Genomic DNA, 23,044 nt, shown 5'->3' with positions numbered 1-23,044 from the left:
TTTTCTTTGACGAGATGTTGACCGCGTCGGTCTGTCGCGGGAAATCATTGCAGCTATATGCGTTATGGGGTGAAGGCGACGAAAGACGATCGATGGAAAGCGATCGAGGCAAGGAAAAATCATGAAGAACTGGGTAGGCGCAGCCATGCTGGCTGCAACACTTTCACTTGGTGGCGCATTGACCAGCGCCCCCGCAATGGCTGACGCACAGACGCCTCAAAATGCTGCGGCTGACAATAAGGCAAAGGCCACGGACTTCAGCGCGCAGCGGCGCCATCGTCACTTTCACCACCGCCATCATCACTTCGGCCACCGGCACTACGGGTATCGCAGCTATTACGGCCCGCGTTATGGCTACGGATACGGCTATCGCCCGTACCGCTCATATTACGGCCCGGCCTATTACGGACGTCCCTATGCCTATCGCCCTGCTTACTACGGCGGATACGGCTACCGGCCCTACGGCTATTATGGCGGCTATCGTCCCTATGCCGCCTATGGTTATGGCCCGGGCGTCGGTTTCGGCGGCCCGCTCAGCGTCGGCTTCAGCTTCGGCCGCTGGTAAATTCCAGGATCTCTAGACGACATTGACAGGCGCCCTTTGCGGCGCCTGTTTTTTTGTGCGCGCCGCGCGGCTTCCGCCTGCGTCATTCATGACGCGTTCAGATCGACATCCTTAATTTTCGGTCAAGGCGCGACAATTCACATGACACGACCATGCGCAAACGCACCGTTCGCGCAAACGAGGACCTGCACTGTCAGGTTTGCGCGATCGATGTCCCATGCGCCGATCGAGGGAGGATGTTTCCGATGAGAGATGTTCAGAATCGACAACCTGTCCTGAATGCCGAACGAGGTTTTGCGATCAGACAATTCATGACGCGCTCGCTCGGCGTGGCTGCCGCCGCAGCGATGATGATGTCGCTGACGCCACCGGCACGGGCAGTCTCGCTGATCGGTCCCGGTGCGGCACCCGCAGCCAAGCAGGCGAGCGACGCGCTGCTCACGCAGGTCCAGCATCGCGGTGGACGCGGTGGCGGTGGCGGTTTCCGCGGCGGTGGCGGCGGTCACGCCTTTCATGGCGGAGGCGGCGGCGGATTTCGTGGCGGCGGCATGCCGGCGTTTCGGGGTGGAGGTGGCGGTGGAGGCTTCCGTGCCGTATCGCCTGCGTTCCGCGGCGGAGGCGGTTTCCGTCCGGGCCCGGCCTTTGTCGGCGGCGGTTTCCGGCGCGGCCCCGCATTTCATGGCGGCGGCTATCGATACGCGGCGCCATTGATCGCCCGGCGCCCCTATTATGCGCAGACACGCTACTACGGCGCGCGCCATTACGGCTATCGCCGCCATTTCCGGCCGCATTATTACGGCTATGCGCCGAGCTACTATTACGGCCCGCGCTACTACCAGCCGCGACGCTTCTGCCGCGTCGTCTGGACCTATTACGGCCCACGCAAGATCTGCCGTTATCGCCCCTGGCATCACCGCCACTGGCACCACCGGCGGCATTACCATCGCTTCAATATTTATTGGTGAGATGGGTCGGGTTGACTGAAGCGACTCTCCACACACTCCGTCATGGCCGGGCATAGCGCGAAGCGCGGCTTCGCTGGATGTCCCGGCCATCCACGTCTTTGCTTGTTGCCAAGACGTGGATCCGCGGGTCAAGCCCGCGGATGACGGAGCGTAGTGCACGCGCCGGAGCTCACTCCCCGAGCTGAAACGCCTCGAACCGCCCGAGCTCTTCCTCGATGCGGCGCTTCCATTCCTTGCGCGGTGTTTTCGGCTTGGTGCCCTCACCGACCCAGCTCCATTGCTGCATCAGCAATTTGCGCTTCTGCCGATCGGTCTTGAGATCGACCGCTGCAACGATCTGATCATCCACCAGCACCGGCAGTGCGAAGTAGCCGAGCTGGCGTTTTTCTTTCGGCACATAGGCCTCGAAGCGATGGTCATGCCCGAAGAACAAATTGGTCCGCTTGCGCTGGATCACCAGGGGATCGAATGGCGACAGCACATGCACGAGCCCCGCCTCGCCCGGGCTGGTGTCCTCGATCGCCGCGGGCGTCGTCCAGTGCTCCTGCTTGCCGGCGCCATCAAGCGTAACGGCCACTAATTCGCCTTTACGCATACGTGCCTCGATCAGCTTGCGTATGCCGACCTTGCTCGGTGCATCCAGGTGGCAGATCGAGTCCAGACTGACGATGCCCTGCGACCGCAGCGCGCGGTTCAGCAGATAGGCGAATTTCTCCGTAGCGCTCGCCGCTTTCGGCAGCGTCTCCCAGCCGAAATGCCGCAGCAGAAGATCATAGGTCTTCAGCATGCCCTGCCGTTCGGAGATCGTGAGATGCCCCTCATAAAACGCGAGCTGCAGCGCCCGCTTTGACGGCTTGCGGCTGGCCCATTCGTGATCCTTCTCGCGCAGCACATCGTCATCGATATCGCGAATCGACAACGGGCCGGCCTTGGCCAACCGCATGACCTTGCGCTTGTCCGCCGGTGTCACCGAAGCGAACCAGCTATGGCCCTCACGGCGATAATATTTCATGTCCGGCACGAAGAAGCCGATGTCGTCGGTCGGCACATAGGCCAGCGCATGGGTCCAGTATTCGAACACGCTCTTATCGTGCGTCTGCGCCTGCCTGAGATCCGCGCGTTTGTAGTTCGGGATCCGTGAAAACAGGATGTGATGGTGACTGCGCTCGATCACATTGATGGTGTCGATCTGCACATAGCCGAGATGTTGGACAGCGGCCTTCACGGCCTCCGCGCCATCACCGAACGGCGCCCGCGTATCGAGCCGCTGCGCGCGCAGCCAGATGCGTCGGGCGGCGGTGTTGGTGAGTGCGATGGGTTTGGCAGGTGTGCGGGGCATCGACAGCGTTCAACATGGCTCATAAAAAGACGGCCTGCATCAGCAGGCCGTCGATCTTATCGAGGATGTACCGCCGTGTGCAGCTAGATTAGTGCCACTCGCGGATATCGACGAAGTGTCCCGCGATCGCAGCCGCAGCAGCCATCGCCGGCGACACCAGATGGGTGCGACCCTTGTGGCCTTGACGACCCTCGAAGTTGCGGTTCGAGGTGGCGGCGCAGCGTTCTTCCGGCGCCAGCTTGTCGGGGTTCATCGCCAAGCACATGGAGCAACCCGGCTCACGCCATTCGAAGCCGGCCTTCAGGAAGATCTTGTCGAGGCCTTCAGCTTCCGCTTGTTCCTTCACCAGACCCGAGCCCGGCACGATCATCGCCGAGACATGGCCGTTGACGGTCTTGCCGTCGACGACCTTGGCCGCGGCGCGCAAATCCTCGATGCGGCCATTGGTGCAGGAGCCGATGAACACACGATCCAGCTTGATGTCGGTGATCTTGGTGCCCGCGGTCAAACCCATATAGGCCAGCGCGCGCTCCTTGGAGAGGCGCTTGGCTTCATCGGCGATGTCGGCGGGGTTCGGCACCTTGCCGGAGATCGAGATGACGTCCTCGGGCGAGGTGCCCCAGGTGACGATCGGCGGCAGCTTCGCAGCATCGAGACGAATCTCATGATCGAAATGCGCGCCTTCGTCGGAGCGCAGCGTTTCCCAGTAGCGCACGGCCTGTTCCCACATCTCGCCTTTCGGCGACATCGGGCGACCTTTCAGGAATTCATAGGCCTTCTCGTCAGGTGCGATCAGGCCGGCACGGGCGCCGCCTTCGATCGACATGTTGCAGACCGTCATGCGGCCTTCCATCGACAGCGCACGGATCGCCTCGCCGGCATATTCCAGCACATAGCCGGTGCCGCCGGCGGTACCGATTTCGCCGATGATGGCCAGGATGATGTCCTTGCCGGTGACGCCGTCGGGCAACTTGCCATCGACGGTGGCGCGCATGTTCTTCGCCTTCTTCTGGATCAGCGTCTGTGTCGCCAGCACGTGCTCGACTTCCGACGTGCCGATGCCATGCGCCAGCGCACCGAACGCGCCATGCGTCGAGGTGTGGCTATCGCCGCAAACGATCGTCGTTCCCGGCAGCGTGAAGCCCTGCTCGGGGCCGATGACGTGGACGATGCCCTGGCGCTTGTCGAACTCGTTGTAATATTCGATGCCGAATTCGCGCACGTTCTCGGCCAAAGTCGCGATCTGCTCGGTGCTTTCCGGATCGGGATTGGGCTTGGTGCGATCGGTGGTCGGCACGTTGTGATCGACGACCGCAAGCGTCTTCTCCGGCGCATGCACACGGCGGCCGGCAGCACGCAGACCTTCGAAGGCCTGCGGGCTCGTCACTTCGTGCACCAGATGGCGATCGATATAGAGCAGGCAGGTGCCGTCAGCGGCTTCCTCGACCAAATGGTCGTTCCAGATCTTGTCGTACAGGGTGGTCGGCTTTGCAGAGTCAGTCATGAGATCAGGCCTCAAAAGAAAACGTGGGCCAGTTGCGTGCTACTAAATGATTCGCCGCATCGACGGCGCAAAGCGCGCAACTGAGAAACGGGAAAAGAAACGCGTGAGATTGCTCACGCGCTTCTAAGCGCGCCCACGATCGACGTGGTGAAGCGACCGAAGAAGCGACCGGGCAGCCGACTATGATCGTCGATGACGATGCGCAAAGCGTGCTGGTGCAGGTCTAGAAACATTCCAGTCATATAGCACTCGGCGATCACGACGCCAATGCGACGGAGGTATGCAGTCACGTAACAAAAAAGCGCGGCTTGCGCCGCGCTTTTCGCCTCGCACATTCGATGGTGCGGAAAATTACTTGGCAGCAGCCGCAGCAGCGACCTTGGCCGGACGCTCGGTCTTCTTCTCGACGATGCGGGCCGACTTGCCGCGCAGATCGCGCAGGTAATACAGCTTGGCGCGACGCACCTTGCCGCGACGCACAACCTTGATCGAGTCGATCATCGGGGAGAGCAGCGGGAACACGCGCTCGACACCCTCGCCGTAGGAAATCTTGCGAACGGTGAAGCTCTCATTGATGCCACCGCCATTGCGGCCGATGCAGACGCCTTCATAGGCCTGCACGCGGGAGCGCTCGCCTTCGACAACTTTCACGTTGACGATGAGGGTGTCGCCGGGACCGAATTCCGGGATCGACTTGGTGGCGGAAAGGCGGTCGAACTGCTCTTTTTCAAGCGTCTGAATCAGGTTCATCGAAAATCTCCATCGGCGGCGCGCCCAGACGTTGCGCGGGCTGCGCACGAAACTCTTACCCTGCCAGTGCACGGATTTGGCGCTGCTATACGGGAAAGCGAAGCCGTTGTCACCCGTCTCTGTCACTCGCCCGTCGTGATTTTTGGCGGTTTTCGCTTTCTGCCCGATTCCGGGGCTTTCGGGCGAGCCGCCCATAAATCGGGCCGGCGCTCCTGGGTAAGCGCCTCCGCCTCGGCCAGCCGCCATTTGGCAACCTTCGCATGGTCGCCCGAAATCAGGACATCCGGGATTTGACGCCCCTCGAAGGTCTGCGGGCGGGTATATTGCGGGTATTCTAGTAGCCCATCGGAGAAGCTCTCGTCGGTCCCCGAAGCCAGTTTGCCCATGACCCCCGGCAAAAGCCGCACACAGGCGTCAATCAGCGTCATGGCGGCAATTTCGCCGCCGGACAGCACATAGTCGCCGATCGAGACTTCCTCGAGCCCTCGGGCGTCGATGACGCGCTGATCGATGCCCTCGAAGCGGCCACAGACGATCAGCGGCCCCGGCCCGGCCGCCAGCTCCGCCACCCGCGCCTGGGTCAATGGCCGACCGCGCGGGCTCATGACCAGCCTGGGACGGTCGTGCGTATCCACCGCATCGATCGCCGCCGCCAGCACATCAGCCCGCAGCACCATGCCCGGCCCGCCGCCGGCCGGCGTATCATCGACGCTGCGATGCTTGTCGGTGGCCGAGGCACGGATATCCCGTGCCTCCAGCACCCACAGGCCGGAAGCCAGCGCCTTGCCAGCAAGGCTGATGCCGAGCGGACCCGGAAACATCTCCGGAAACAGCGTCAGCACCGTCGCGCGCCATGGCGCGGATGAAGGATCGGAAGTCATGGCCTTCCATCGCGCGTCCGGCGCGAGGCGTCAAACCCCGGCGATCGCCGCGTCAGGCCGCCGACATCTGCTCGCTGGTGTCACCCGCATCGAAGGCGGCGCGAGCGGCCTTGATCTCCGCGAAGCTGCGCTCAGCCCAGTCGATCAGGCCGGCCAGCGGCCCGAGGGCCGATTGTCCCAGCGGCGACAGCCGATATTCGACCGAAAGCAGAGCGACAAAACAGTCCCATACGTTCGTCTGCCGGAAGCCAAATTCAAGGCCATCATGCTCAATGCGGGCCTTCCGGAAGAACTCGCGGATCTGATCGCGACGTCAAACACGGCGGCAGCCGACGGCGCGCTGTTCGATGACAGCCATACGCTGAGTAAGCTGATCGGGCGGAAGACGACGCCGTTCGCAACAACGATAGCGGAGGCGTTGAAAGCGTAAACCCTACGCCGCAGTGGGATCGTCGCCGATGATCTCACCCGGCAATTCGATCACGACCTGTCCAGCCACAAGATCGACGGTCGGCACCACCGCATTGGTGAAAGGCAACAGCAGGGTCGCGCCCTCTAGCGGCGCGATCTCGATGATATCGCCGGCGCCGAAATTATGGATACCGACGACACGGCCGATCGAGTCGCCCGCAGCATTGACCGCAGCGAGGCCGATCAGATCGGCGTGGTAATATTCATCGTCTTCGGTGTCGGGCAGCGCATCGCGCGCCACAAAGAGCTCGACGCCATTGAGGCGCTCGGCGTCTTCGCGGGACGCAACGCCCTTCAGCGTCGCGACCAGATGGCCCTTGGCCTCGCGGACATCATCGACCTCAAAGCTCCGCTTGCCGTCCTTGGTGGCAAGCGGACCGTAGTCGAGCACGGCGAATGGATCTTCGGTGAAGGTCCACAGCCGGACCTGACCGCGCACACCATGCGGCGCGCCGATGCGCGCGACGCAGATTTGCGCGGAGGTCATTCCGCCTTACTTCTTGGCGGCGGCTTCAGCGTTGGCCTTGCGCTCCTTGCGCGGCACGGCCTTCTCGGGATTGTTGCGCGCTTCGCGCTTCTGAACGCCAGCGGCATCGAGGAAACGAGCAACGCGATCCGACGGCTGTGCGCCCTTGGCGATCCAGGCCTTGGTCTTGTCGAGGTCGAGCTTCAGGCGCAGCTCGTTGTCCTTGGCGAGCAGCGGATTGAAGTAACCGAGACGCTCGATGAAGCGGCCATCGCGGGGAAAACGCGAGTCGGCGACGACGACGTGATAGACGGGGCGCTTCTTGGTGCCTGCACGAGCGAGGCGGATAACGACGGACATGGGATTCTCCTAAGTATGTTCGATTTGAATGTGAGTTGAATGGGTCGCGTTATTTCTTTTTCCCGAGACCGGGAAAGCCGCCGAGTCCCGGCAGCGTCGGTTTGCCCAGGCCCGACAGGCCCGGGAAATCTTTCGGCAATGACGGCATGCCCTGCGGCAGCCCGCCCGGCATCTTCTCGGCCATCGCCTTCATCTGTTCGGGCGACGGCATGCCACCGCCGCCGAAGCCCATGGCCTGCGCGATGCCGGCCATCGGGCCGCGCTTGCCTGAGCCCATGGCCTTCATCATGTCGGCCATGTTCCGGTGCATCTTCAGCACCTTGTTGACTTCCTCGACCTTGAGGCCGGCGCCGGCAGCGATACGCTTCTTGCGGCTGGCCTTGAGGATGTCGGGATTCTTGCGCTCCTGACGCGTCATTGAATCAATAACCGCGATCTGGCGCTTCACCACGCGGTCATCGAGACCGGCAGAGGCGATCTGGTTCTTCATCTTGGCGATGCCGGGCATCATGCCCATCAGGCCGGAGAGACCGCCCATATTGGTCATCTGGATCAGTTGCTCACGCATGTCTGTGAGATCGAACTGACCCTTGCGCATGCGCTCGGCAGTGCGCGCAGCTTTTTCCGCATCGATATTCGCAGCAGCGCGCTCAACCAGCGAGACGACGTCGCCCATGCCGAGAATACGGCCGGCGATGCGGCTCGGATGGAAGTCTTCCAGTGCATCGGTCTTTTCACCGGTGCCGATCAGTTTGATCGGCTTGCCGGTGACCGCACGCATCGAGAGTGCAGCACCACCGCGGCCATCGCCGTCAACACGCGTCAGCACGATGCCGGTAAGGCCGACGCGGGTGTCGAAGGCGCGCGCGAGATTGACGGCGTCCTGACCGGTCAGCGAATCCGCCACCAGCAGTACTTCATGCGGCTGCGCGATGGCTTTGATCTCGGTGGCTTCCGACATCATTTCTTCGTCGAGCGTGGTGCGGCCGGCAGTGTCGAGCAGCACCACGTCATAACCACCAAGCTTGGCGGCCGAAAGCGCACGCTTGGCTATGTCAGCAGGCTTTTGCCCTTCGACGATTGGCAGCGTCTGGATGTCGAGATCGCGGCCGAGCACCGCGAGCTGTTCCATGGCGGCCGGACGATAGACGTCGAGCGAGGCCATCAGCACCTTGCGCTTGTCGCGCTGGGTGAGACGGCGGGCGAGCTTTGCAGTGGTGGTGGTTTTACCGGAACCCTGCAGACCGACCATCATGATGGCGACGGGTGGCACGGCTTGCAGATCGATGCCGCCTTCACCGTCGGCGCCGAGCGTGGCGACCAGCTCGTCATGGACGATCTTGACGACCATCTGGCCGGGGGTGACCGACTTGACGACGGTGGCGCCGATGGCCTGTTCACGGACACGATCAATGAAGCTGCGGACCACGTCGAGCGAGACGTCGGCCTCGAGCAGCGCCCGGCGGACTTCGCGCATGGCGGCATCGACATCAGCCTCCGACAGCGCACCGCGCCCGGTGAGCCGATCGAGAATTCCGCCAAGCCGTTCCGACAGACTGTCGAACATCGATTGTCGCTTCCGCTCGTGCCATCCCCATGATGGCAAATAACCAAACACTTTTGCGCCCGAGGGCGCATCGCGCTGTCGGGCGTTGACCTCCGGTCTCCAGGACCGGTCGGCGGGTCGAAAAGAGAACTTTTCGAGAAGTGGCGGGATTTACAGTGCTGGAGCCCGATAAGTCAAGGTTTGCAGGGCGATCGCCTGGTCAGGCGGCCGCGCTCCGGGTTCCGCCGGCATCATAGTGCTGCTGTGCCTCAAGCACCTGGCCCATATGGTTTTCAGCCCAGACCCGCAGCGCATCGACGGTATCCGACAGGGTTCGTCCGAGCGGAGTGATCGCATATTCGACCGTGACCGGCACGGTGGGGATCGCCTTGCGGCTCACCAGGCCATCGCGCTCCAGGCTTTTCAGAGTCTGCGACAGCATTTTCTGCGAGATTCCCTCGATCTGCCGCCGCAGCTGGTTGAAGCGAACGGGGCCGTCCGTGAGCAGGCCCAGCACCAGAACCGCCCATTTATCGGCGATCCGGTCCAGAACCAGCCGGGTTGGGCAGCTGCTCGCATAGACGTTGCCGGCTTTCCAGCGCTGGGCGGCGCTTTCGATATCGGTCTGCATGGCGGCGGTCTCCTCGGGGTAACCAGCTAACGCAAAAGTGCCTTCTTCACAGCTACTGCCGAAATGAATAGCAAGTTTCTATTGGTTACTACATGGAGATATCAAATGAAAATCGCCCTGATCGGCGCCACCGGCCGCGCCGGCTCGCAAATTGTCGCTGAACTGTCCCGCCGCGGTCATACCGTCACCGCCATCGCCCGCAACCCGGAGAAAGCCCCTGTTCTCGCCGGGGTGACGCCACTGAAGGCCGACGCCAACGATGTTGCCGGTCTCACTGCCGCCCTGAAGGGCCACGACGTCGCCGTCAGCGCGATCCATTTCCTCGTCAGCGACCCGCACAAGCTGATCGCGGCCGTGAAGGCGGCGGGCGTTCCGCGCTATCTGGTGGTCGGCGGCGCCGGCAGCCTCGAAGTCGCTCCCGGCCTGAAGCTGATCGAAACCCCGGGATTTCCGGCGGAATACCGGGCCGAGGCCGCGGTGGGCGGCCTGTTCCTCGACATCCTGCGCCACGACAAGGAGCTCAACTGGACCTTCCTGTCGCCCTCGGCCCTGTTCATCCCGGGCGAGCGCACCGGGACATTCCGGCTTGGCGGCGATCAACTGCTCGCCAACGACAAGGGCAGCAGCATTTCCTTTGAGGATTATGCCATCGCCATGGCCGACGAGATCGAGACGCCTGCGCATGCGCGCAAGCGGTTCACCGTCGGCTACTGAGCGAACAAAGGATCGGCGCGGGTTGCGGAATCCACTGACAAATTCCATGTGATGCGGGCTGCGCCTCGTTGGGCGCAGCCCGTCGTCCCACCGGATTTGATCCAGCTCCATGATTCTCACCCGCCGCCGCCTTCTGACGTCGCTGGGCGGTCTCGCCGCAGCCGCTGGGCTGTCGGCCTTCTGGGCTTCCCGCATGACCAATTATGACGGCCCCGTCTCCGATCACTTCGACGGCAAGATCTTCTTCGATCCCGACGGCGTGCCGCCCAAGTCGCTCGGCGAAGTGCTGCGGTGGCAATTCGGCGGCGGCCGTACGCGCGAGGTCTGGCCCGACTGGGTCGAGAACGAGTTTGCCGATACGCCGCCGGCCAAGGTCGAGGGTACGGGCGTTCGCTTTAGTTACGTGGGTCACGCGAGCTGGCTGATCCAGACCGCGGGAATCAACATCCTGTTCGACCCGGTGTGGTCCGACCGCGTCTCGCCATTCTCGTTCGCCGGCCCGAAGCGCCACACCGCACCCGGCATCGCGTTCGACAAGCTCCCCAAGATCGATGTCGTGCTGGTATCACACGGTCACTATGACCATCTGGATCTTCCAACCCTGTCGAAGCTATCGGCCAAATTTGCGCCGCGCGTGATCACGCCGCTCGGCAATGACGTCACCATGAAGAGCGCCGACAGCGCGATCAAAGCCGAGGCCTATGACTGGACAGATCGCGTCGAGCTCGGCAACGGTCTCGCGGTCACGCTGGTGCCGACGCGACACTGGACCGCGCGCGGGCTGTTCGATCGCAACAAGTCGCTCTGGGCGAGTTTCGTGCTGGAGACGCCGGCGGGCAAGATCTACATCGTCGGCGACAGCGGCTATGGCGACGGCCTGCACTTCCGCCGCGTGCGCGAAGCCCATGGTGCTATCAGGCTCGCGATCCTGCCGATCGGCGCCTATGAGCCACGCTGGTTCATGAAGGACCAGCACATGAATCCGGAAGACGCCGTGAAGGCGTTTGGCGATTGCGGCGCGCAGCAGGCGCTGGCCAGCCATCACAGTACATTCCAGCTCACCGATGAGGCGATTGACGGACCGGTGAAAGGATTGGCTGCCGCATGCAGCGCGGCGGAATTACCCAGCGAGAAGTTTATGGCGCTTAAGCCGGGACAGGTGGTGGAGATTTAAGGAGAGCACGAACTCTCAGTCGTCATGCCCGACCAGTGCGAAGCGAGCTTCGCTAGATGTGCCGGGCATCCAGGTCTTTAGCGAAGACTGAAGACTAAGACATGGATGGCCGGGACATCTGGCGAAGCCGCGCTTCGCGCTTTGCCTGGCCATGACCGAGTTTGTAGTTACTGCGCCGGCTTGATTTCCCAGCTCACGCTGACATTCACGCGCAGCACTTCCTCGCCTTGCGCCACCGGAGCCGATGCCACATCGGCGCCCATCTTGCGCAACATCATTGGCGCTGGCGCGCTGCCGGAGTCCTCGGAGATGCTGATCGGCGCGCCGAGCTTGACGCCGGCAGCCTTGGCGTAAATCTCCGCCTTGCGCCGCGCATCCGCGATCGCGTCGCTGCGCGCATCGTCGAGAAGTTGCGACGCCTTGGTCACCATGAAATTGATGCCGCCAACCTCATTGGCACCCGACGACACCAGCGCGTCGATCGTGCCGGCCACCTTGGTCACGTCGCGTACGCGGATGGTGACGCGGTTGCTGGCGCGATAGCCCGAGATGACGTTGGGGCCAGGATTGGGATTGGGACGGGTCTGCTGCGCATATTGCGGAAACAGCGACAGCCGCGACGTCTGCATGTCCTTCTCGGCAATGCCGGCACTCTTCAGGGCCGCCAGCACCTTGGCCATCGCGGTATTGTTGGCCTCGGCGGCCTCGCGTGCCGTCTTGGCATCAGTCGTGACACCGCCATCGACGACGGCAAGATCCGGCGGCACCGAGACGGTGCCTTCGCCGGAAACGGAAATCACCGGCGGTGGATTGACCTGCGCGAGCGCAGGAGTGGCGATGAGCGCAATGGCCAGCGAAGCGAGAGCGAAATGATTTGTCATGCCCATTCTCTCGCGACCGTCCAAGGCTTCTTTATGACCAGAGGCTATGACAGAGCTACGGCTCGACTACTTCAGCGGCACATAGACATTGATGACCAGCTTGTCTTCCGCCGTCTTCAAGGGATCGGTCATGTATTCCTCGATGAACGTGTCTTTCGCCTCTAACTTCTTGTCATCGAGGTGATTGGTGATCGCCTCATAGGTGTTGTCCATATTGTCGTAGGAGCCGCGATGGACGAACTTCAGCGCCTTGCCATCCGGCGACAGGCCCATCTTCATCGCCTTCGGCAGATTTTTCACCTCCTGATCGATCGGGATTTCCGCGAGGAAGGTGAAGCCGGTGTCGTCGGTGGTCGTATAGACGATCATCGGATTGCCGGATGATTTGACGCCCTGTTTGTCGAGCACGGTGGTGATCTGCTTGAACGCATCCATCAGCGTATCGAAGGCTGAGTCCCAATTCGCCTTGCCGACGAACGTCACCATCTGCTTCGGCGACAGCGTGATTTCCTCGCCAAACGGATCGGCAACCTGGACCTGAGGCGCGGGGGGCGTTGCGGGGGCCTGCGCCGCGGCGGGCGGCGTTGCCGGCGCGGCGGGGGCCGGCGTCTCCGGTGTGGCGGGAGCCGTTGCCGCCGGAGCTGGTGTCGCCGGCGCGGGCGGGGTGGCCGGAGAGCTTGCCGCTGGCGGCGTGGCAGGCGGAGATTGTGCCCAGGCCGCGGCGTTCAGCGTCAGCGCGGCTGCCGGGATCAGCGCCACAGTGGCGAGGCGGGACAGGCGAGAACAGGTCATTCGAAGGGTCTCCAGTGACATCCTGCAGCGCAGCGTCCGGCAACATGCGCGATACGGCATCATGGTAACACGCAGCCGCGGCTTTCGTCCCCTCCCCAAATTGCGCAGGGCCATTCAAAACAGCCGACACAGAATCGCCGCACTGGCCAATCTGCCCGGCCTCGCCATATAAGGCTGAGATCAACGGGACCGAGCATGAGCGCACTAGCCAACCATTCCTTCGCCAAGATGAACGGCATCGGCAACGAGATCGTCGTGATCGACCTGCGCGATTCGGCGTCCGGTATCACGCCTGCCGACGCCCGGGCCGTGGCCACCCCCGAAGGGGTGCCCTATGACCAGTTGATGGTGCTGCAGAAGCCCCGGCTGGCCGGCACCGACGCGTTCGTCTCGATCTACAACAATGACGGCTCCGAGGCGGGCGCTTGCGGCAACGGCATGCGCTGCGTGGCGCGCCAGACGTTTGCCGGCGGCGACAGGACGGCACTCACATTCGAGACCAAGGCCGGCCTGATCAATTGCTGGCAAGGCCCGACGCCGGATCTCTACACGGTGGACATGGGCACGCCGAAGTTCGGCTGGCAGGACATTCCGCTGGCCGAGGAATTCCGTGACACCCGCGGCATCGAGCTGCAGATCGGCCCGATCGACGCGCCAATCCTGCACACCCCGTCAGTGGTCTCGATGGGCAACCCGCATGCGATCTTCTGGGTCGACGACATCCAGGCCTATGATCTCGAAAAGTTCGGGCCGCTGCTGGAAAACCACCCGATTTTCCCGGACCGCGCCAATATCACGCTGGCCCATATCGTCGATCGCGATCACATCGTGATGCGCACCTGGGAGCGCGGCGCCGGCTTGACGAAGGCCTGTGGCTCCGCGGCTTGCGCAACCGCTGTTGCCGCCGCCCGTCTCCGCCGGACCAACCGCACGGTGCATATGACGCTGCCCGGCGGTGAACTCACCATCGAATGGCGCGAGAGCGACGACCACGTGCTGATGACGGGGCCGGCCGCGTTTGAATATGAGGGCACGTTCGATCCGAAGCTGTTCGCTTCGGTCGCCTAAGCCCTACTCCCCGTTCCAGCCACACGCCTTGAGCCGCTCATGCAGATGCGGCGGGGCCGGTGCGACGACACGGATCGGGTCTTTATTGCGCGAAATCGGAATCACGATCTCCCGCGCATGCAGATGCAGTGTCGGCTCGCCGAAGCGTGGCCCGTTGCCGTAGATATTGTCGCCGACAATCGGAAATCCGGATGACGCAGAGTGCACGCGGAGCTGATGCGTGCGACCCGTCACCGGCTCGAGCGCCAGCCAGCTCATGTCGCCGCCGCGGCCGAGCACGGTGAAATTCGAGACGGCCTTGAGACCCTCGGGATCCGGCTTCATCCACCAGCCCCGATCGGCATTGAGCCGCCCGAGCGGCATGTCGATGACGCCCGACTCCTCGGCGGGCCCGCCCTCGACCACCGCCCAATAGGTCTTGCGGATGCGGCTGTGCTTGAACAGCAGGCCCAGCGACGCTGTCGCCTTGCGGTGCCGGCCGAGCACCAGGCAGCCTGAGGTGTCGCGATCCAGCCGATGTGCCAGAACGGGTGCACGCGGCAGGCCATAGCGCAGGAATTCGAACGATGTTTCCAGATTGGCGCCGCCCTTGGGGCCGCGATGTACCGGCAGGCCAGCCGGCTTGTCGATCACCAGCATCAGGCCGTCACGGTGCAGCACCCGCGCCAGAATCTCGGCCTCGGTCAGCTCCACCGCATCGGTGCGGGGTTCCAGCCGGGGCTCGGCCTCCAAGCTTACGTCTTCGTCACTTTCGCTGGTCATACTTTGAATCATGGCGCGAAACGGCTAACACACCCCCGACATGAGCGACACTCCCGAAACGCCAAAACTGAGCTGGTGGCGACGGCTCTCCGGCGGGCTGAAGCGCACCTCAAGCGCCCTTGGCACCGCGGTCGCCGACCTCGTGACCAAGCGCAAGCTCGACCGCGCCATGCTCGAGGACATCGAGGACGTGCTGTTGCGCGCCGACCTGGGTACCGAAGTGGCGGCGCGGATTTCCGCCGCCGTCGGCCATGGCCGCTATGACAAGGCGATCTCCGCCGATGAGGTCAAAACCGTCGTAGCCACCGAGGTCGAGAAAGTGCTCTCGGCGGTCGCCAAGCCGTTGGTGATCGATACTTCGCACAAGCCGTTCGTGATCCTCGTGGTCGGCGTCAACGGTTCCGGCAAGACCACCACCATCGGCAAACTGGCGTCCACCTTCTCCGCCGAAGGCCGCAAGGTGATGCTCGCCGCCGGCGATACGTTTCGCGCGGCAGCCATCGAGCAGCTCAAGGTCTGGGGCGAACGCAACAAGGTGCCGGTCATCGCCGGCGCGCAGGGTTCGGATTCCGCGAGCCTCGCCTTCACCGCCGTCACCGCGGCCCGCGACGACAAACGCGACGTGCTGCTGATCGACACCGCCGGCCGCCTGCAGAACAAGACCGAACTCATGGTCGAGCTCGAGAAGGTCGTGCGCGTGATCAAGAAGGTCGATGCCACAGCGCCGCATGCAGTGCTACTGGTCCTCGATGCCACAGTGGGACAAAACGCGCTGTCGCAAGTCGAAGCGTTTCATCGTACGGCTGGCGTCACCGGCCTTGTGATGACCAAGCTCGATGGCACCGCGCGCGGCGGCATCCTCGTGGCACTGTCGGAAAAGTACAAACTGCCGGTGCATTTCATCGGCGTTGGCGAAGGCATCGACGATCTCGCGCCATTCACCGCCAGGGATTTCGCGCAGGCGATTGCAGGAATTGAAAGCTGACATGACTGACGTGATCGACAAGAAGCAGCCGCACCCGCTATTCAAGCTCGCCACCGAGCTCGGCCCGCTGATCGTGTTTTTCGTCGCCAATGCCAAGTTCAACCTGTTCGTCGCCACCGGCGCCTTCATGGTGGCCATCGTTGCGGCGATGATCGCGTCCTATGTCGTGGTCAGGCATGTGCCGATCATGGCGCTTGTCACCGCCGTCATCGTGCTGGTGTTCGGCACGCTGACGCTGGTGCTGCATGACGAGACCTTCATCAAGGTCAAGCCGACCATCATCTATGGCCTGTTCGCAGCGATCCTCGGCGGCGGCCTGTTGTTCGGCCGCTCCTTCATCGCCATCATGTTCGACCAGATGTTCAATCTCACGCACGAAGGCTGGCGCGCGCTGACGAAGCGCTGGGCGCTGTTCTTCTTCGCCATGGCGCTTCTGAACGAAGCGATCTGGCGCACCCAGAGCACGGATTTCTGGGTGGCCTTCAAGGCATTCGGCGTGATCCCGCTGACCATGGCCTTCGCGGTGGCCCAGATGCCGCTGATCAAGCGCTACGGCATCGAGCCGGCCACGCTCGCGGAGAGCGCGGCGGACGAAGGCGATCTGAGGAAGTAGAAGCGGCTCTTACTTAACCTCGCCCCGCTTGCGGGGAGAGGTCGGGTTGCGAGCGCAGCGAGTAATCCGGGTGAGGGGGAGCCAGTGTTTCACTCGCTAGCTCCCCCTCACCCGTCGCGGACTTCGTCCGCGCCACCCTCTCCCCGCAAGCGGGGAGAAGGAAACATCACACCGCCAGCGTGCCGGCCTTTGCCGCCGCATAGCGCTCGCCGACCTTGGTCCAGTTGACCGTATTCCACCACGCCTTGAGATAATCAGCGCGACGGTTCTGGTAGGTCAGATAATAAGCGTGCTCCCAGACGTCGTTGCCCATCAGCGCGCGCTTGCCGTCCATGATCGGATTGTCCTGATTCGGACGCGTCTCGATCGACAGCTTGCCGTCCTTGTCGACGATCACGAACACCCAGCCAGAACCGAACTGACGGCCGCCGGCGGCGTTGAAATCGGTCTGGAATTTCTCGAGGCCGCCGAGGTCGCGATCGATCGCCGCGAGCACATCGCCTTCCGGCTTGCCGCCATTCGGGCCCATGATCTGCCAGAACATGGTGTGGTTGGCATGGCCGCCGAGATTGTTGCGCACGCCGGTGCGGATCGCGTCAGGCACGCTGTTGAGATTGCCGAGCACCTCGACCAGCGGCTTCTCGCCGATCACCGGGGTATCCTTGGCAAAATTGTTCATGTTGGCAACGTAGGCGGCGTGATGCCTGTCGTGATGGATCTCCATCGTCTTGGCATCGATATGCGGTTCAAACGCCGTGACCGGATAGGTCAGCGGCGGCAGGATGAATGGCGCATTGCCGGCAGTAGGGGTGGCCGGCGCAGCCGCCTGGGCGAAAGCAAGACGGGGCGCGACGGCCGCGGCAGCGATGCCGGTCGCAGCGAGCATGAGATGGCGTCGGGACATCGATGACATGGGGCTTCTCCCTTGAATATGGACTGCTACGTCTGGCAAATACGCACCGCATCTCTGGCAGTTTCGTGTGCGGGCATTGTGACGCAGCGCGACATAGCACATCACAGGTCTGAGATACCGTCTCACATGGGGCGAATCAGGATCCACCGGGCCGGACGCTGCGTTGGCCGTCGCGGTGCTTCAGGAGATAATGCAGGCCGACCAGGGCCGCAGCCATTCCCGAGATCGCGCCGATGGCTAGCGCCCAGCGCGGACCGAATCGATCAGCGGCCCAGCCGACAATCGGCGCACCGATCGGCGTACCACCAAGTGCAATGGCTAGCAGGATCGCCATCACGCGACCGCGCATGGCCGGCTCGGTCGAGAGCTGCACCAGGCTGCTTGTCGAGGTGGTCACGGTTTGAGCTGCGATACCGATCACGATCAACGCAACACCGAACAACCAGTAATTCGGCATGGCGGCGGCGAGGGCGAAGCCTGATCCGAACACGGCGGTCCCGATGATCAGGAGGCTGAGGCGCGGCCTGTCGCGCCTCGCCGCCAGCAGCGAACCGATCACCGACCCGACCGCCATGATCGATGTCAGGACGCCATACTGGCCGGCGCCGGCATGAAAGGCCGTGACCGACATGGTCGAGATGAAAATCGGAAAGTTCAGACCGAAGGTACCGATCAGAAACAGCATCAGCAGGATGGCTTTCAGATCCGGCCGTTTCCAGACATAGCGAAAGCCTTCGACCAGACTGCCGCGGCCACCTGCAGAACGCTGCGCCGGATACATCTCATCGGCGCGCAGAAGCATGAGGGAGCCAAGCACCGCCATGAACGAGACCGCATTGAGAATGAACACCCATCCGGAGCCGACATGGGCAATCAAGAGGCCAGCAACCGCCGGACCGATCATCCGCGCCGCGTTGAACGAGGTCGAGTTGAGCGCGACGGCATTCGACAGATCGGCCTCGATGACCAGTTCGGAGACGAAGGTCTGCCGTGCCGGAAAATCGAAGGCCGCAACACAGCCGAGCAGGAACGCGAACACATAGACATGCCAGAGCTGCACGTGACCGCTGAGGAGAAGGAGTCCCAGCCCAAGCGCCAGCAGCCCCATCGCCACCTGCGTCGCGATCAGTAGCTTGCGGCGATCCAGATGATCGGCGGCATAGCCCGTGAATGGCAACAGCAGAAGCATCGGCCCGAACTGCAGCGCCATCACTATGCCGACCGCGGTGGCGTTGTTGTCGGTGAGTTGCGTGAGCACCACCCAGTCCTGCGTGGTGCGCTGCATCCACGAGCCGATATTCGACACCAGCGCACCACCTGCCCAGACGCGGTAGTTGAAACCGCGCAGCGAGCGGAACGTACCGGTGGCCGATATATTCATGAACCGAGCGGTGTGTTGCCGCCGTGAAGGCGCCCGAACAGCCGCGCCGTAAAGATTGCCATCAGCAGAGCACCAAGACCGAAAGCGGTGACGTCGATCGTGGAATGCAGATCGAAATCACCGACGCGGACGACGAGGAGATAGCCGATCACCAGATTGACGAAGCCCCAGATCACATTGACCGTCGATGAGGACAAGCCTTTGCCGGATGGGGTGGCGAAGGGACTTTGAAACGGCCGGCCGGATGCGCCGCTCACGAGGTGCGGGATCACATTGATGAGGAAAGCGCCACCGAAGAACCAGGCGAGATAATGAAGCCAAAGCATCTCACGCACTCCGTTTGTCGAGCAGGTTGATGACGTCCTGCGTGGTGCCGGTCTCACCGAGACGGGGGAAGACCTTGGCGATGCTGCAATCATGCGCTTCGGCGCGCATATCCGTCATCGCATCGACGGCGAGCGTGACGTTGAAGCCCGCTTCATAAGCTTGGCGCGCAGTGGCTTCGACACCGGTCCCCGTCGCAACACCGGCGATGACGACTTGCGTGACACCGCGCGACTCCAGTTGCTGTTGGAGATCGGTCGTGGCGAACGCGCCCCAGCTGTGCTTGGTCACGGTGATATCGCGGGGGTGCTGATCGAGTTCAGGGATGAGATCGGTCCAGCCCTCGGCAAACGGCACCGATCGGCGTAGCTGTTCGGTGCGGCCCGGCGCACCGCCGGCCACGTTGACGAGCACGACCGGCAATTCGCGGACGCGAAACGCGTCGAGCAACAAACGTGTCTGCTTCACGACGTCCCCGATCGGATGCACCGTCGGCAGCGCGACGATGCCTTGCTGCAGATCGACGACAATAAGTGCGGTGTTCGGATCGAGCATGGTGAGGGCCATGGAGCTCTCCTTTAAATGCGACGGCGCGATCAGGCGTCGACGATGCGCTTGAGCAACCCGATGCTGCCGGCGAGCTGATCCTGCTCCACGGCGGTCAGGGTTTTCTGGATGGCGTGGAACAGCCAGTCCTCACGGGCGGCGCGACCGACACGGATCCATTCCTTACAGGCGGGGGTGAGCGCCCAGATGGTCTGGCGACCGTCATTCGGATCGGGGGTGCCGCTGACCAGCCCGGTGGTCTCCAGCGCTGCCACTGTGGCGCCCATGGATTGCGGCCGCACGCCCTCGGCGCGAGCAAGGTGGGTCACCGTCGCCGGGCCATCGCGATCCAGCCGGCTCAGCACCGCCACCTGGGACATCGTCAGGTCGCCGATGCCGGCCTTTTCGCGCAATCTGCGCTTCACCTGACCGATCAGGTCGCGAATCTCGGTCGCCAATGCCAGTGCCTGGGCATCTTCGGGGTTGTCGTGATGGTCCGTCATGACCTCGGATTACAGGATACGAAGGAAAACTACAAAGGAAAGCTTCATATCTGTCGATCACATCGTCGTGTCGTTTCAAACCTCGCAGTGATGGGGGCAGGTGTCTTGCCGCTAAACAAAAAGGGCGGCCTCTCGGCCGCCCTTTCGCATTCTCTATGTCGCAAAAATTACTCCGCTGCAGTCGCGCCTTCGGCGGCCTTCTGCTTGGCTTCGAGGTCTTCGCCGGTCTCCTGATCGACCGCCTTCATCGACAAACGCGTCTTGCCGCGATCGTCGAAGCCGAGCAGCTTGACCTTGACCTTGTCGCCTTCCTTGACGACGTCGGAGGTCTTCTGGACGCGGCCGCCGGCGAGCTGGCTGATGTGAACCAGACCGTCCTTGGCGCCGAAGAAGTTCACGAATGCACCGAACTCCATGACCTTGACCACGGTGCCTTCATAGATCGCGTTGAGCTCCGGATCCGAAGCGATCGACTTGATCCACTTGATCGCAGCCTTGATCGACTCACCATCGGATGAGGCCACCTTCACGGTGCCGTCGTCTTCGATGTTGACCTTGGCGCCGGTCTTTTCGACGATCTCGCGGATCACCTTGCCGCCGGTGCCGATCACTTCACGGATCTTGTCGGTAGCAATCTTGAAGGTCTCGATGCGCGGTGCGTATTCGCCGAGCTCGGCACGGGCGTTGTTGAGCGCCTTCGACATCTCACCGAGAATGTGAATGCGGCCTTCCTTGGCCTGACCCAGAGCGACCTTCATGATCTCTTCGGTGATACCGGCGATCTTGATGTCCATCTGCAGCGAGGTAATGCCGGTATCAGTACCAGCCACCTTGAAGTCCATGTCGCCGAGGTGATCTTCATCACCCAGGATGTCCGACAGAACCGCGTATCGAGCGCCTTCGAGGATCAGGCCCATGGCGATACCCGCCGTCGGACGCTTCATCGGAACGCCCGCATCCATCAGCGCCAGCGAAGCACCGCAAACCGATGCCATCGACGACGAACCGTTGGACTCGGTGATCTCCGACACCACGCGCACGGTGTACGGGAATTCGTGGTGACCCGGCAGAACCGGATGGATTGCGCGCCAGGCGAGCTTGCCGTGGCCGATTTCGCGACGCTTGGTACCGCCCATACGACCGGTCTCGCCGACCGAGTAGGGAGGGAAGTTGTAGTGCAGCAGGAACGTCTCTTTGTACGTTCCCGACAGCGAGTCGATGTACTGCTCGTCTTCACCGGTGCCGAGCGTGGTCACGACCAGCGCCTGGGTTTCACCGCGGGTGAACAGCGCCGAACCGTGAGCGCGCGGCAGCACGCCGACTTCGGCGACGATCGGACGAACCGTGGTCAGGTCGCGGCCGTCGATGCGCTTCTTGGTGTCGAGGATGTTCCAGCGAACGATCTTCGATTCCAGTTCCTTGAACACACCGGCGATGCGGAGCTTGTCGTATTTCGGCTCCTGACCTTCCGGGAAGTAGTGTGCCATCGCCTTCGCCTTGACGGCGCCGACGGCAGCGTAGCGGTCCTGCTTCACAGGGATCGCGTAAGCAGCGCGCAACTCGGCTTCGACGAGACCGAGCATTTCCTTCTCGATTTCGCTGTCATCGATGGTCTTGACCTCGCGCGGCTCCTTTGCGGCCTTCTCGGCGAGCTCGATGATCGCCTTGATGACCGGCTGGAAGTGGCGGTGACCGAACATCACGGCGCCGAGCATCACGTCTTCGTTGAGCTCCTTGGCTTCCGATTCCACCATCAGCACGGCATCGCCGGTGCCAGCGACGACGAGGTCGAGATTGGTGTCGGCCATTTCGTCGAGGGTCGGGTTGAGCACGTATTCATCATTGATGAAGCCGACGCGGGCTGCACCGATCGGGCCCTGGAACGGGGCGCCGGAAATCGTCAGCGCAGCCGAAGTGGCGACCAGCGCGAGAATGTCCGGATCGTTTTCCATGTCGTGCGACAGCACGGTGACGACGATCTGGGTTTCGTTGCGCCAGCCATCGACAAACAGCGGGCGGATCGGGCGATCGATCAGGCGGGAGACCAGCGTCTCCTTCTCGGTCGGGCGACCTTCGCGCTTGAAGTAGCCGCCGGGAATGCGGCCGGCTGCATAGGTCTTCTCGATGTAGTCGACGGTCAGCGGCAGGAAGTCGATGCCATCCTTGGCAGTCTTCGCGGCGACGACGGTGGCGATAACGACGGTCTCGCCATAGGTGGCGATGACGGCGCCGTCAGCCTGACGGGCAACCTTGCCGGTTTCCAGCTTGAGCGGACGACCGCCCCAATCGATCTCGACGGAGTGAACATTAAACATCTTAGGTTTCTTTCATGGGTTCACGGAGGACGTGACGGCCAAAAACACTGAAGTCCAAAACACAAAAGCCATGCGCAAGACGGCAAGAGGCTGCTCGCGATGTCGCGAAATCAGCGTCCGGCGATCCTGCCATGGCTCTGGTATTCTGAATGGCGTCCATCCTTCCGATGGTCGCGGGGATCTTTGGAGGATCGCACCGCGCGACGGGCACCTTGCCCGTCATCGTCCAGTTGCCGGATTGCTTCTGAACGTTATCGCGAAAGCCGCACATGGCTTCCGCTACAAAAAACGCGCGCAAAGGGTTTTTGCGCGCGTGATTTCGCTTAGCGGCGAATGTTGTGCTTCTCGAGCAGCGCCTTGTAGCGCGCCTCGTCCTTGCGCTTGATGTAGTCAAGCAGCGAACGACGCGTGGAGACGAGCTTCAAAAGACCACGGCGGGAATGGTTGTCCTTGGTGTGGGTCTTGAAGTGTCCGGTCAGGTTGGCAATGCGCTCGGAGAGGATCGCAACCTGGACTTCCGGCGAACCAGTGTCGCCGGTCTTGTTGGCATTGGTCTTGATGACTTCCGCTTTGCGTTCTGCGGTAATCGACATCG

At 62.6% G+C, this 23,044-nt stretch carries 26 protein-coding genes; 8 read left to right on the top strand and 18 right to left on the bottom strand.

The annotated features are described in order from the left end of the window. The first annotated feature begins 121 nt into the window (after positions 1 to 121). Positions 122 to 565 carry a hypothetical protein gene (locus AB7828_RS22090; RefSeq protein WP_441231164.1) on the top strand — a complete coding sequence of 148 codons (444 nt, stop codon included), beginning with the start codon at positions 122 to 124 and terminating at the stop codon, positions 563 to 565. Between the two features lie 311 nt (positions 566 to 876). After that, positions 877 to 1,530: a hypothetical protein gene (locus tag AB7828_RS22085; RefSeq protein WP_441231163.1), complete on the top strand. Its 654-nt coding sequence runs from the start codon at positions 877 to 879 to the stop codon at positions 1,528 to 1,530. 169 nt (positions 1,531 to 1,699) lie between these two features. Here AB7828_RS22085 and AB7828_RS22080 read toward each other — a convergent pair whose 3' ends face one another. From AB7828_RS22080 to trmD, 4 genes are all read right to left on the bottom strand, one after another. Then, a complete protein-coding gene (locus AB7828_RS22080; protein ID WP_441231162.1) occupies positions 1,700 to 2,869 on the bottom strand; it encodes a winged helix-turn-helix domain-containing protein in 1,170 nt (389 codons plus the stop codon). 88 nt (positions 2,870 to 2,957) lie between these two features. Then, positions 2,958 to 4,373 (bottom strand): 3-isopropylmalate dehydratase large subunit, encoded by a 1,416-nt coding sequence (gene leuC / locus AB7828_RS22075; protein ID WP_093757912.1) that lies wholly within the window; start codon positions 4,371 to 4,373, stop codon positions 2,958 to 2,960. Positions 4,374 to 4,724: 351 nt separating this feature from the next. Beyond that, the gene (rplS, locus tag AB7828_RS22070; RefSeq protein ID WP_441228331.1) at positions 4,725 to 5,123 is read right to left on the bottom strand and encodes a 50S ribosomal protein L19; all 399 of its coding nucleotides are present in this window, start codon (positions 5,121 to 5,123) and stop codon (positions 4,725 to 4,727) included. 122 nt (positions 5,124 to 5,245) lie between these two features. Continuing rightward, a complete protein-coding gene (gene trmD / locus AB7828_RS22065) occupies positions 5,246 to 6,004 on the bottom strand; it encodes a tRNA (guanosine(37)-N1)-methyltransferase TrmD (RefSeq protein ID WP_441231161.1) in 759 nt (252 codons plus the stop codon). On the opposite strand from trmD, the gene AB7828_RS22060 reads away from it, so the two are divergent. Continuing rightward, complete coding sequence (locus AB7828_RS22060) at positions 6,003 to 6,434, top strand: hypothetical protein (protein ID WP_441231160.1); 432 nt, start codon at positions 6,003 to 6,005, stop codon at positions 6,432 to 6,434. The genes trmD and AB7828_RS22060 overlap by 2 nt on opposite strands. Positions 6,435 to 6,437: 3 nt before the next feature. On the opposite strand, the gene rimM is transcribed toward AB7828_RS22060, so the two are convergent. From rimM to AB7828_RS22040, 4 genes are all read right to left on the bottom strand, one after another. Beyond that, complete coding sequence (gene rimM / locus AB7828_RS22055; RefSeq protein ID WP_093757910.1) at positions 6,438 to 6,962, bottom strand: ribosome maturation factor RimM; 525 nt, start codon at positions 6,960 to 6,962, stop codon at positions 6,438 to 6,440. A gap of 6 nt (positions 6,963 to 6,968) precedes the next feature. Continuing rightward, positions 6,969 to 7,301, bottom strand: a complete 333-nt coding sequence (gene rpsP, locus AB7828_RS22050; RefSeq protein WP_089266465.1) for a 30S ribosomal protein S16 — start codon at positions 7,299 to 7,301, stop codon at positions 6,969 to 6,971. Positions 7,302 to 7,350: 49 nt separating this feature from the next. Then, complete coding sequence (ffh, locus tag AB7828_RS22045; RefSeq protein WP_441231159.1) at positions 7,351 to 8,868, bottom strand: signal recognition particle protein; 1,518 nt, start codon at positions 8,866 to 8,868, stop codon at positions 7,351 to 7,353. 199 nt (positions 8,869 to 9,067) lie between these two features. Continuing rightward, a complete protein-coding gene (locus AB7828_RS22040) occupies positions 9,068 to 9,478 on the bottom strand; it encodes a winged helix-turn-helix transcriptional regulator (RefSeq protein WP_089266461.1) in 411 nt (136 codons plus the stop codon). Positions 9,479 to 9,583: 105 nt separating this feature from the next. Between AB7828_RS22040 and AB7828_RS22035 the strand changes: the two genes are divergently transcribed. Together AB7828_RS22035 and AB7828_RS22030 are read left to right on the top strand one after the other, a co-directional pair. Beyond that, the gene (locus AB7828_RS22035; RefSeq protein WP_184512636.1) at positions 9,584 to 10,192 is read left to right on the top strand and encodes an NAD(P)-dependent oxidoreductase; all 609 of its coding nucleotides are present in this window, start codon (positions 9,584 to 9,586) and stop codon (positions 10,190 to 10,192) included. A gap of 109 nt (positions 10,193 to 10,301) precedes the next feature. Further along, positions 10,302 to 11,366 (top strand): MBL fold metallo-hydrolase, encoded by a 1,065-nt coding sequence (locus tag AB7828_RS22030; protein ID WP_441231158.1) that lies wholly within the window; start codon positions 10,302 to 10,304, stop codon positions 11,364 to 11,366. A 167-nt stretch (positions 11,367 to 11,533) separates the two neighbouring features. On the opposite strand, the gene AB7828_RS22025 is transcribed toward AB7828_RS22030, so the two are convergent. Continuing rightward, positions 11,534 to 12,247, bottom strand: coding sequence for an SIMPL domain-containing protein (locus tag AB7828_RS22025; protein ID WP_093757907.1), 714 nt, complete (start codon positions 12,245 to 12,247; stop codon positions 11,534 to 11,536). A 66-nt stretch (positions 12,248 to 12,313) separates the two neighbouring features. Then, entirely contained in the window at positions 12,314 to 13,039 is a 726-nt protein-coding gene (locus AB7828_RS22020) for a GyrI-like domain-containing protein (RefSeq protein WP_441231157.1), read from the bottom strand. Between the two features lie 195 nt (positions 13,040 to 13,234). Between AB7828_RS22020 and dapF the strand changes: the two genes are divergently transcribed. Next, positions 13,235 to 14,107: a diaminopimelate epimerase gene (gene dapF, locus AB7828_RS22015; protein ID WP_441231156.1), complete on the top strand. Its 873-nt coding sequence runs from the start codon at positions 13,235 to 13,237 to the stop codon at positions 14,105 to 14,107. Positions 14,108 to 14,110: 3 nt separating this feature from the next. On the opposite strand, the gene AB7828_RS22010 is transcribed toward dapF, so the two are convergent. Continuing rightward, positions 14,111 to 14,746: an RluA family pseudouridine synthase gene (locus tag AB7828_RS22010; protein ID WP_441232293.1), complete on the bottom strand. Its 636-nt coding sequence runs from the start codon at positions 14,744 to 14,746 to the stop codon at positions 14,111 to 14,113. Between the two features lie 163 nt (positions 14,747 to 14,909). Between AB7828_RS22010 and ftsY the strand changes: the two genes are divergently transcribed. After that, positions 14,910 to 15,854 carry a signal recognition particle-docking protein FtsY gene (gene ftsY / locus AB7828_RS22005; protein ID WP_231078564.1) on the top strand — a complete coding sequence of 315 codons (945 nt, stop codon included), beginning with the start codon at positions 14,910 to 14,912 and terminating at the stop codon, positions 15,852 to 15,854. A 13-nt stretch (positions 15,855 to 15,867) separates the two neighbouring features. Then, positions 15,868 to 16,467: a septation protein A gene (locus tag AB7828_RS22000; RefSeq protein WP_231081247.1), complete on the top strand. Its 600-nt coding sequence runs from the start codon at positions 15,868 to 15,870 to the stop codon at positions 16,465 to 16,467. 166 nt (positions 16,468 to 16,633) lie between these two features. Here the strand turns inward: AB7828_RS22000 and AB7828_RS21995 are convergent, their stop codons facing one another. The 7 genes from AB7828_RS21995 to rpsO form a co-directional block, all read right to left on the bottom strand. Further along, positions 16,634 to 17,380, bottom strand: coding sequence for a superoxide dismutase (locus AB7828_RS21995; RefSeq protein ID WP_309941256.1), 747 nt, complete (start codon positions 17,378 to 17,380; stop codon positions 16,634 to 16,636). A gap of 136 nt (positions 17,381 to 17,516) precedes the next feature. Further along, positions 17,517 to 18,761: an MFS transporter gene (locus AB7828_RS21990; protein ID WP_441231155.1), complete on the bottom strand. Its 1,245-nt coding sequence runs from the start codon at positions 18,759 to 18,761 to the stop codon at positions 17,517 to 17,519. After that, positions 18,758 to 19,087, bottom strand: a complete 330-nt coding sequence (locus AB7828_RS21985; RefSeq protein WP_439060308.1) for a hypothetical protein — start codon at positions 19,085 to 19,087, stop codon at positions 18,758 to 18,760. Before AB7828_RS21985 ends, AB7828_RS21990 begins: the two co-directional genes overlap by 4 nt. Before the next feature lies 1 nt (position 19,088). Continuing rightward, positions 19,089 to 19,652 carry an isochorismatase family protein gene (locus tag AB7828_RS21980; protein WP_441231154.1) on the bottom strand — a complete coding sequence of 188 codons (564 nt, stop codon included), beginning with the start codon at positions 19,650 to 19,652 and terminating at the stop codon, positions 19,089 to 19,091. Between the two features lie 29 nt (positions 19,653 to 19,681). Then, complete coding sequence (locus tag AB7828_RS21975) at positions 19,682 to 20,134, bottom strand: MarR family winged helix-turn-helix transcriptional regulator (RefSeq protein ID WP_441231153.1); 453 nt, start codon at positions 20,132 to 20,134, stop codon at positions 19,682 to 19,684. A 167-nt stretch (positions 20,135 to 20,301) separates the two neighbouring features. Continuing rightward, entirely contained in the window at positions 20,302 to 22,449 is a 2,148-nt protein-coding gene (gene pnp / locus AB7828_RS21970) for a polyribonucleotide nucleotidyltransferase (RefSeq protein ID WP_068734149.1), read from the bottom strand. Positions 22,450 to 22,772: 323 nt separating this feature from the next. Continuing rightward, on the bottom strand, positions 22,773 to 23,042 hold the full coding sequence (rpsO, locus tag AB7828_RS21965; RefSeq protein ID WP_068734145.1) for a 30S ribosomal protein S15: 270 nt from the start codon (positions 23,040 to 23,042) through the stop codon (positions 22,773 to 22,775). Between the last annotated feature and the right edge of the window lie 2 nt (positions 23,043 to 23,044).

The sequence above is a fragment of the Tardiphaga sp. 215_C5_N2_1 genome (assembly GCF_052076055.1).
Lineage (GTDB): Bacteria > Pseudomonadota > Alphaproteobacteria > Rhizobiales > Xanthobacteraceae > Tardiphaga > Tardiphaga robiniae.
Note: the sequence above shows the minus strand (reverse complement) of the source record. Positions and strands in the feature narration are given on the sequence as shown.

Bases quoted from the DNA above. Each gene is read 5' to 3' on its own strand.
- AB7828_RS22090 (WP_441231164.1), top strand. From the start codon at position 122: ATGAAGAACTGGGTAGGCGCAGCCATGCTGGCTGCAACACTTTCACTT.
- AB7828_RS22085 (WP_441231163.1), top strand. From the start codon at position 877: ATGACGCGCTCGCTCGGCGTGGCTGCCGCCGCAGCGATGATGATGTCG.
- AB7828_RS22080 (WP_441231162.1), bottom strand. From the start codon at position 2,869: ATGCCCCGCACACCTGCCAAACCCATCGCACTCACCAACACCGCCGCC.
- leuC (WP_093757912.1), bottom strand. From the start codon at position 4,373: ATGACTGACTCTGCAAAGCCGACCACCCTGTACGACAAGATCTGGAAC.
- rplS (WP_441228331.1), bottom strand. From the start codon at position 5,123: ATGAACCTGATTCAGACGCTTGAAAAAGAGCAGTTCGACCGCCTTTCC.
- AB7828_RS22060 (WP_441231160.1), top strand. From the start codon at position 6,003: ATGGCCTTCCATCGCGCGTCCGGCGCGAGGCGTCAAACCCCGGCGATC.
- trmD (WP_441231161.1), bottom strand. From the start codon at position 6,004: ATGACTTCCGATCCTTCATCCGCGCCATGGCGCGCGACGGTGCTGACG.
- rimM (WP_093757910.1), bottom strand. From the start codon at position 6,962: ATGACCTCCGCGCAAATCTGCGTCGCGCGCATCGGCGCGCCGCATGGT.
- rpsP (WP_089266465.1), bottom strand. From the start codon at position 7,301: ATGTCCGTCGTTATCCGCCTCGCTCGTGCAGGCACCAAGAAGCGCCCC.
- ffh (WP_441231159.1), bottom strand. From the start codon at position 8,868: ATGTTCGACAGTCTGTCGGAACGGCTTGGCGGAATTCTCGATCGGCTC.
- AB7828_RS22040 (WP_089266461.1), bottom strand. From the start codon at position 9,478: ATGCAGACCGATATCGAAAGCGCCGCCCAGCGCTGGAAAGCCGGCAAC.
- AB7828_RS22035 (WP_184512636.1), top strand. From the start codon at position 9,584: ATGAAAATCGCCCTGATCGGCGCCACCGGCCGCGCCGGCTCGCAAATT.
- AB7828_RS22030 (WP_441231158.1), top strand. From the start codon at position 10,302: ATGATTCTCACCCGCCGCCGCCTTCTGACGTCGCTGGGCGGTCTCGCC.
- AB7828_RS22025 (WP_093757907.1), bottom strand. From the start codon at position 12,247: ATGACAAATCATTTCGCTCTCGCTTCGCTGGCCATTGCGCTCATCGCC.
- AB7828_RS22020 (WP_441231157.1), bottom strand. From the start codon at position 13,039: ATGACCTGTTCTCGCCTGTCCCGCCTCGCCACTGTGGCGCTGATCCCG.
- dapF (WP_441231156.1), top strand. From the start codon at position 13,235: ATGAGCGCACTAGCCAACCATTCCTTCGCCAAGATGAACGGCATCGGC.
- AB7828_RS22010 (WP_441232293.1), bottom strand. From the start codon at position 14,746: ATGCTGGTGATCGACAAGCCGGCTGGCCTGCCGGTACATCGCGGCCCC.
- ftsY (WP_231078564.1), top strand. From the start codon at position 14,910: ATGAGCGACACTCCCGAAACGCCAAAACTGAGCTGGTGGCGACGGCTC.
- AB7828_RS21995 (WP_309941256.1), bottom strand. From the start codon at position 17,380: ATGTCATCGATGTCCCGACGCCATCTCATGCTCGCTGCGACCGGCATC.
- AB7828_RS21990 (WP_441231155.1), bottom strand. From the start codon at position 18,761: ATGAATATATCGGCCACCGGTACGTTCCGCTCGCTGCGCGGTTTCAAC.
- AB7828_RS21985 (WP_439060308.1), bottom strand. From the start codon at position 19,087: ATGCTTTGGCTTCATTATCTCGCCTGGTTCTTCGGTGGCGCTTTCCTC.
- AB7828_RS21980 (WP_441231154.1), bottom strand. From the start codon at position 19,652: ATGGCCCTCACCATGCTCGATCCGAACACCGCACTTATTGTCGTCGAT.
- AB7828_RS21975 (WP_441231153.1), bottom strand. From the start codon at position 20,134: ATGACGGACCATCACGACAACCCCGAAGATGCCCAGGCACTGGCATTG.
- pnp (WP_068734149.1), bottom strand. From the start codon at position 22,449: ATGTTTAATGTTCACTCCGTCGAGATCGATTGGGGCGGTCGTCCGCTC.
- rpsO (WP_068734145.1), bottom strand. From the start codon at position 23,042: ATGTCGATTACCGCAGAACGCAAAGCGGAAGTCATCAAGACCAATGCC.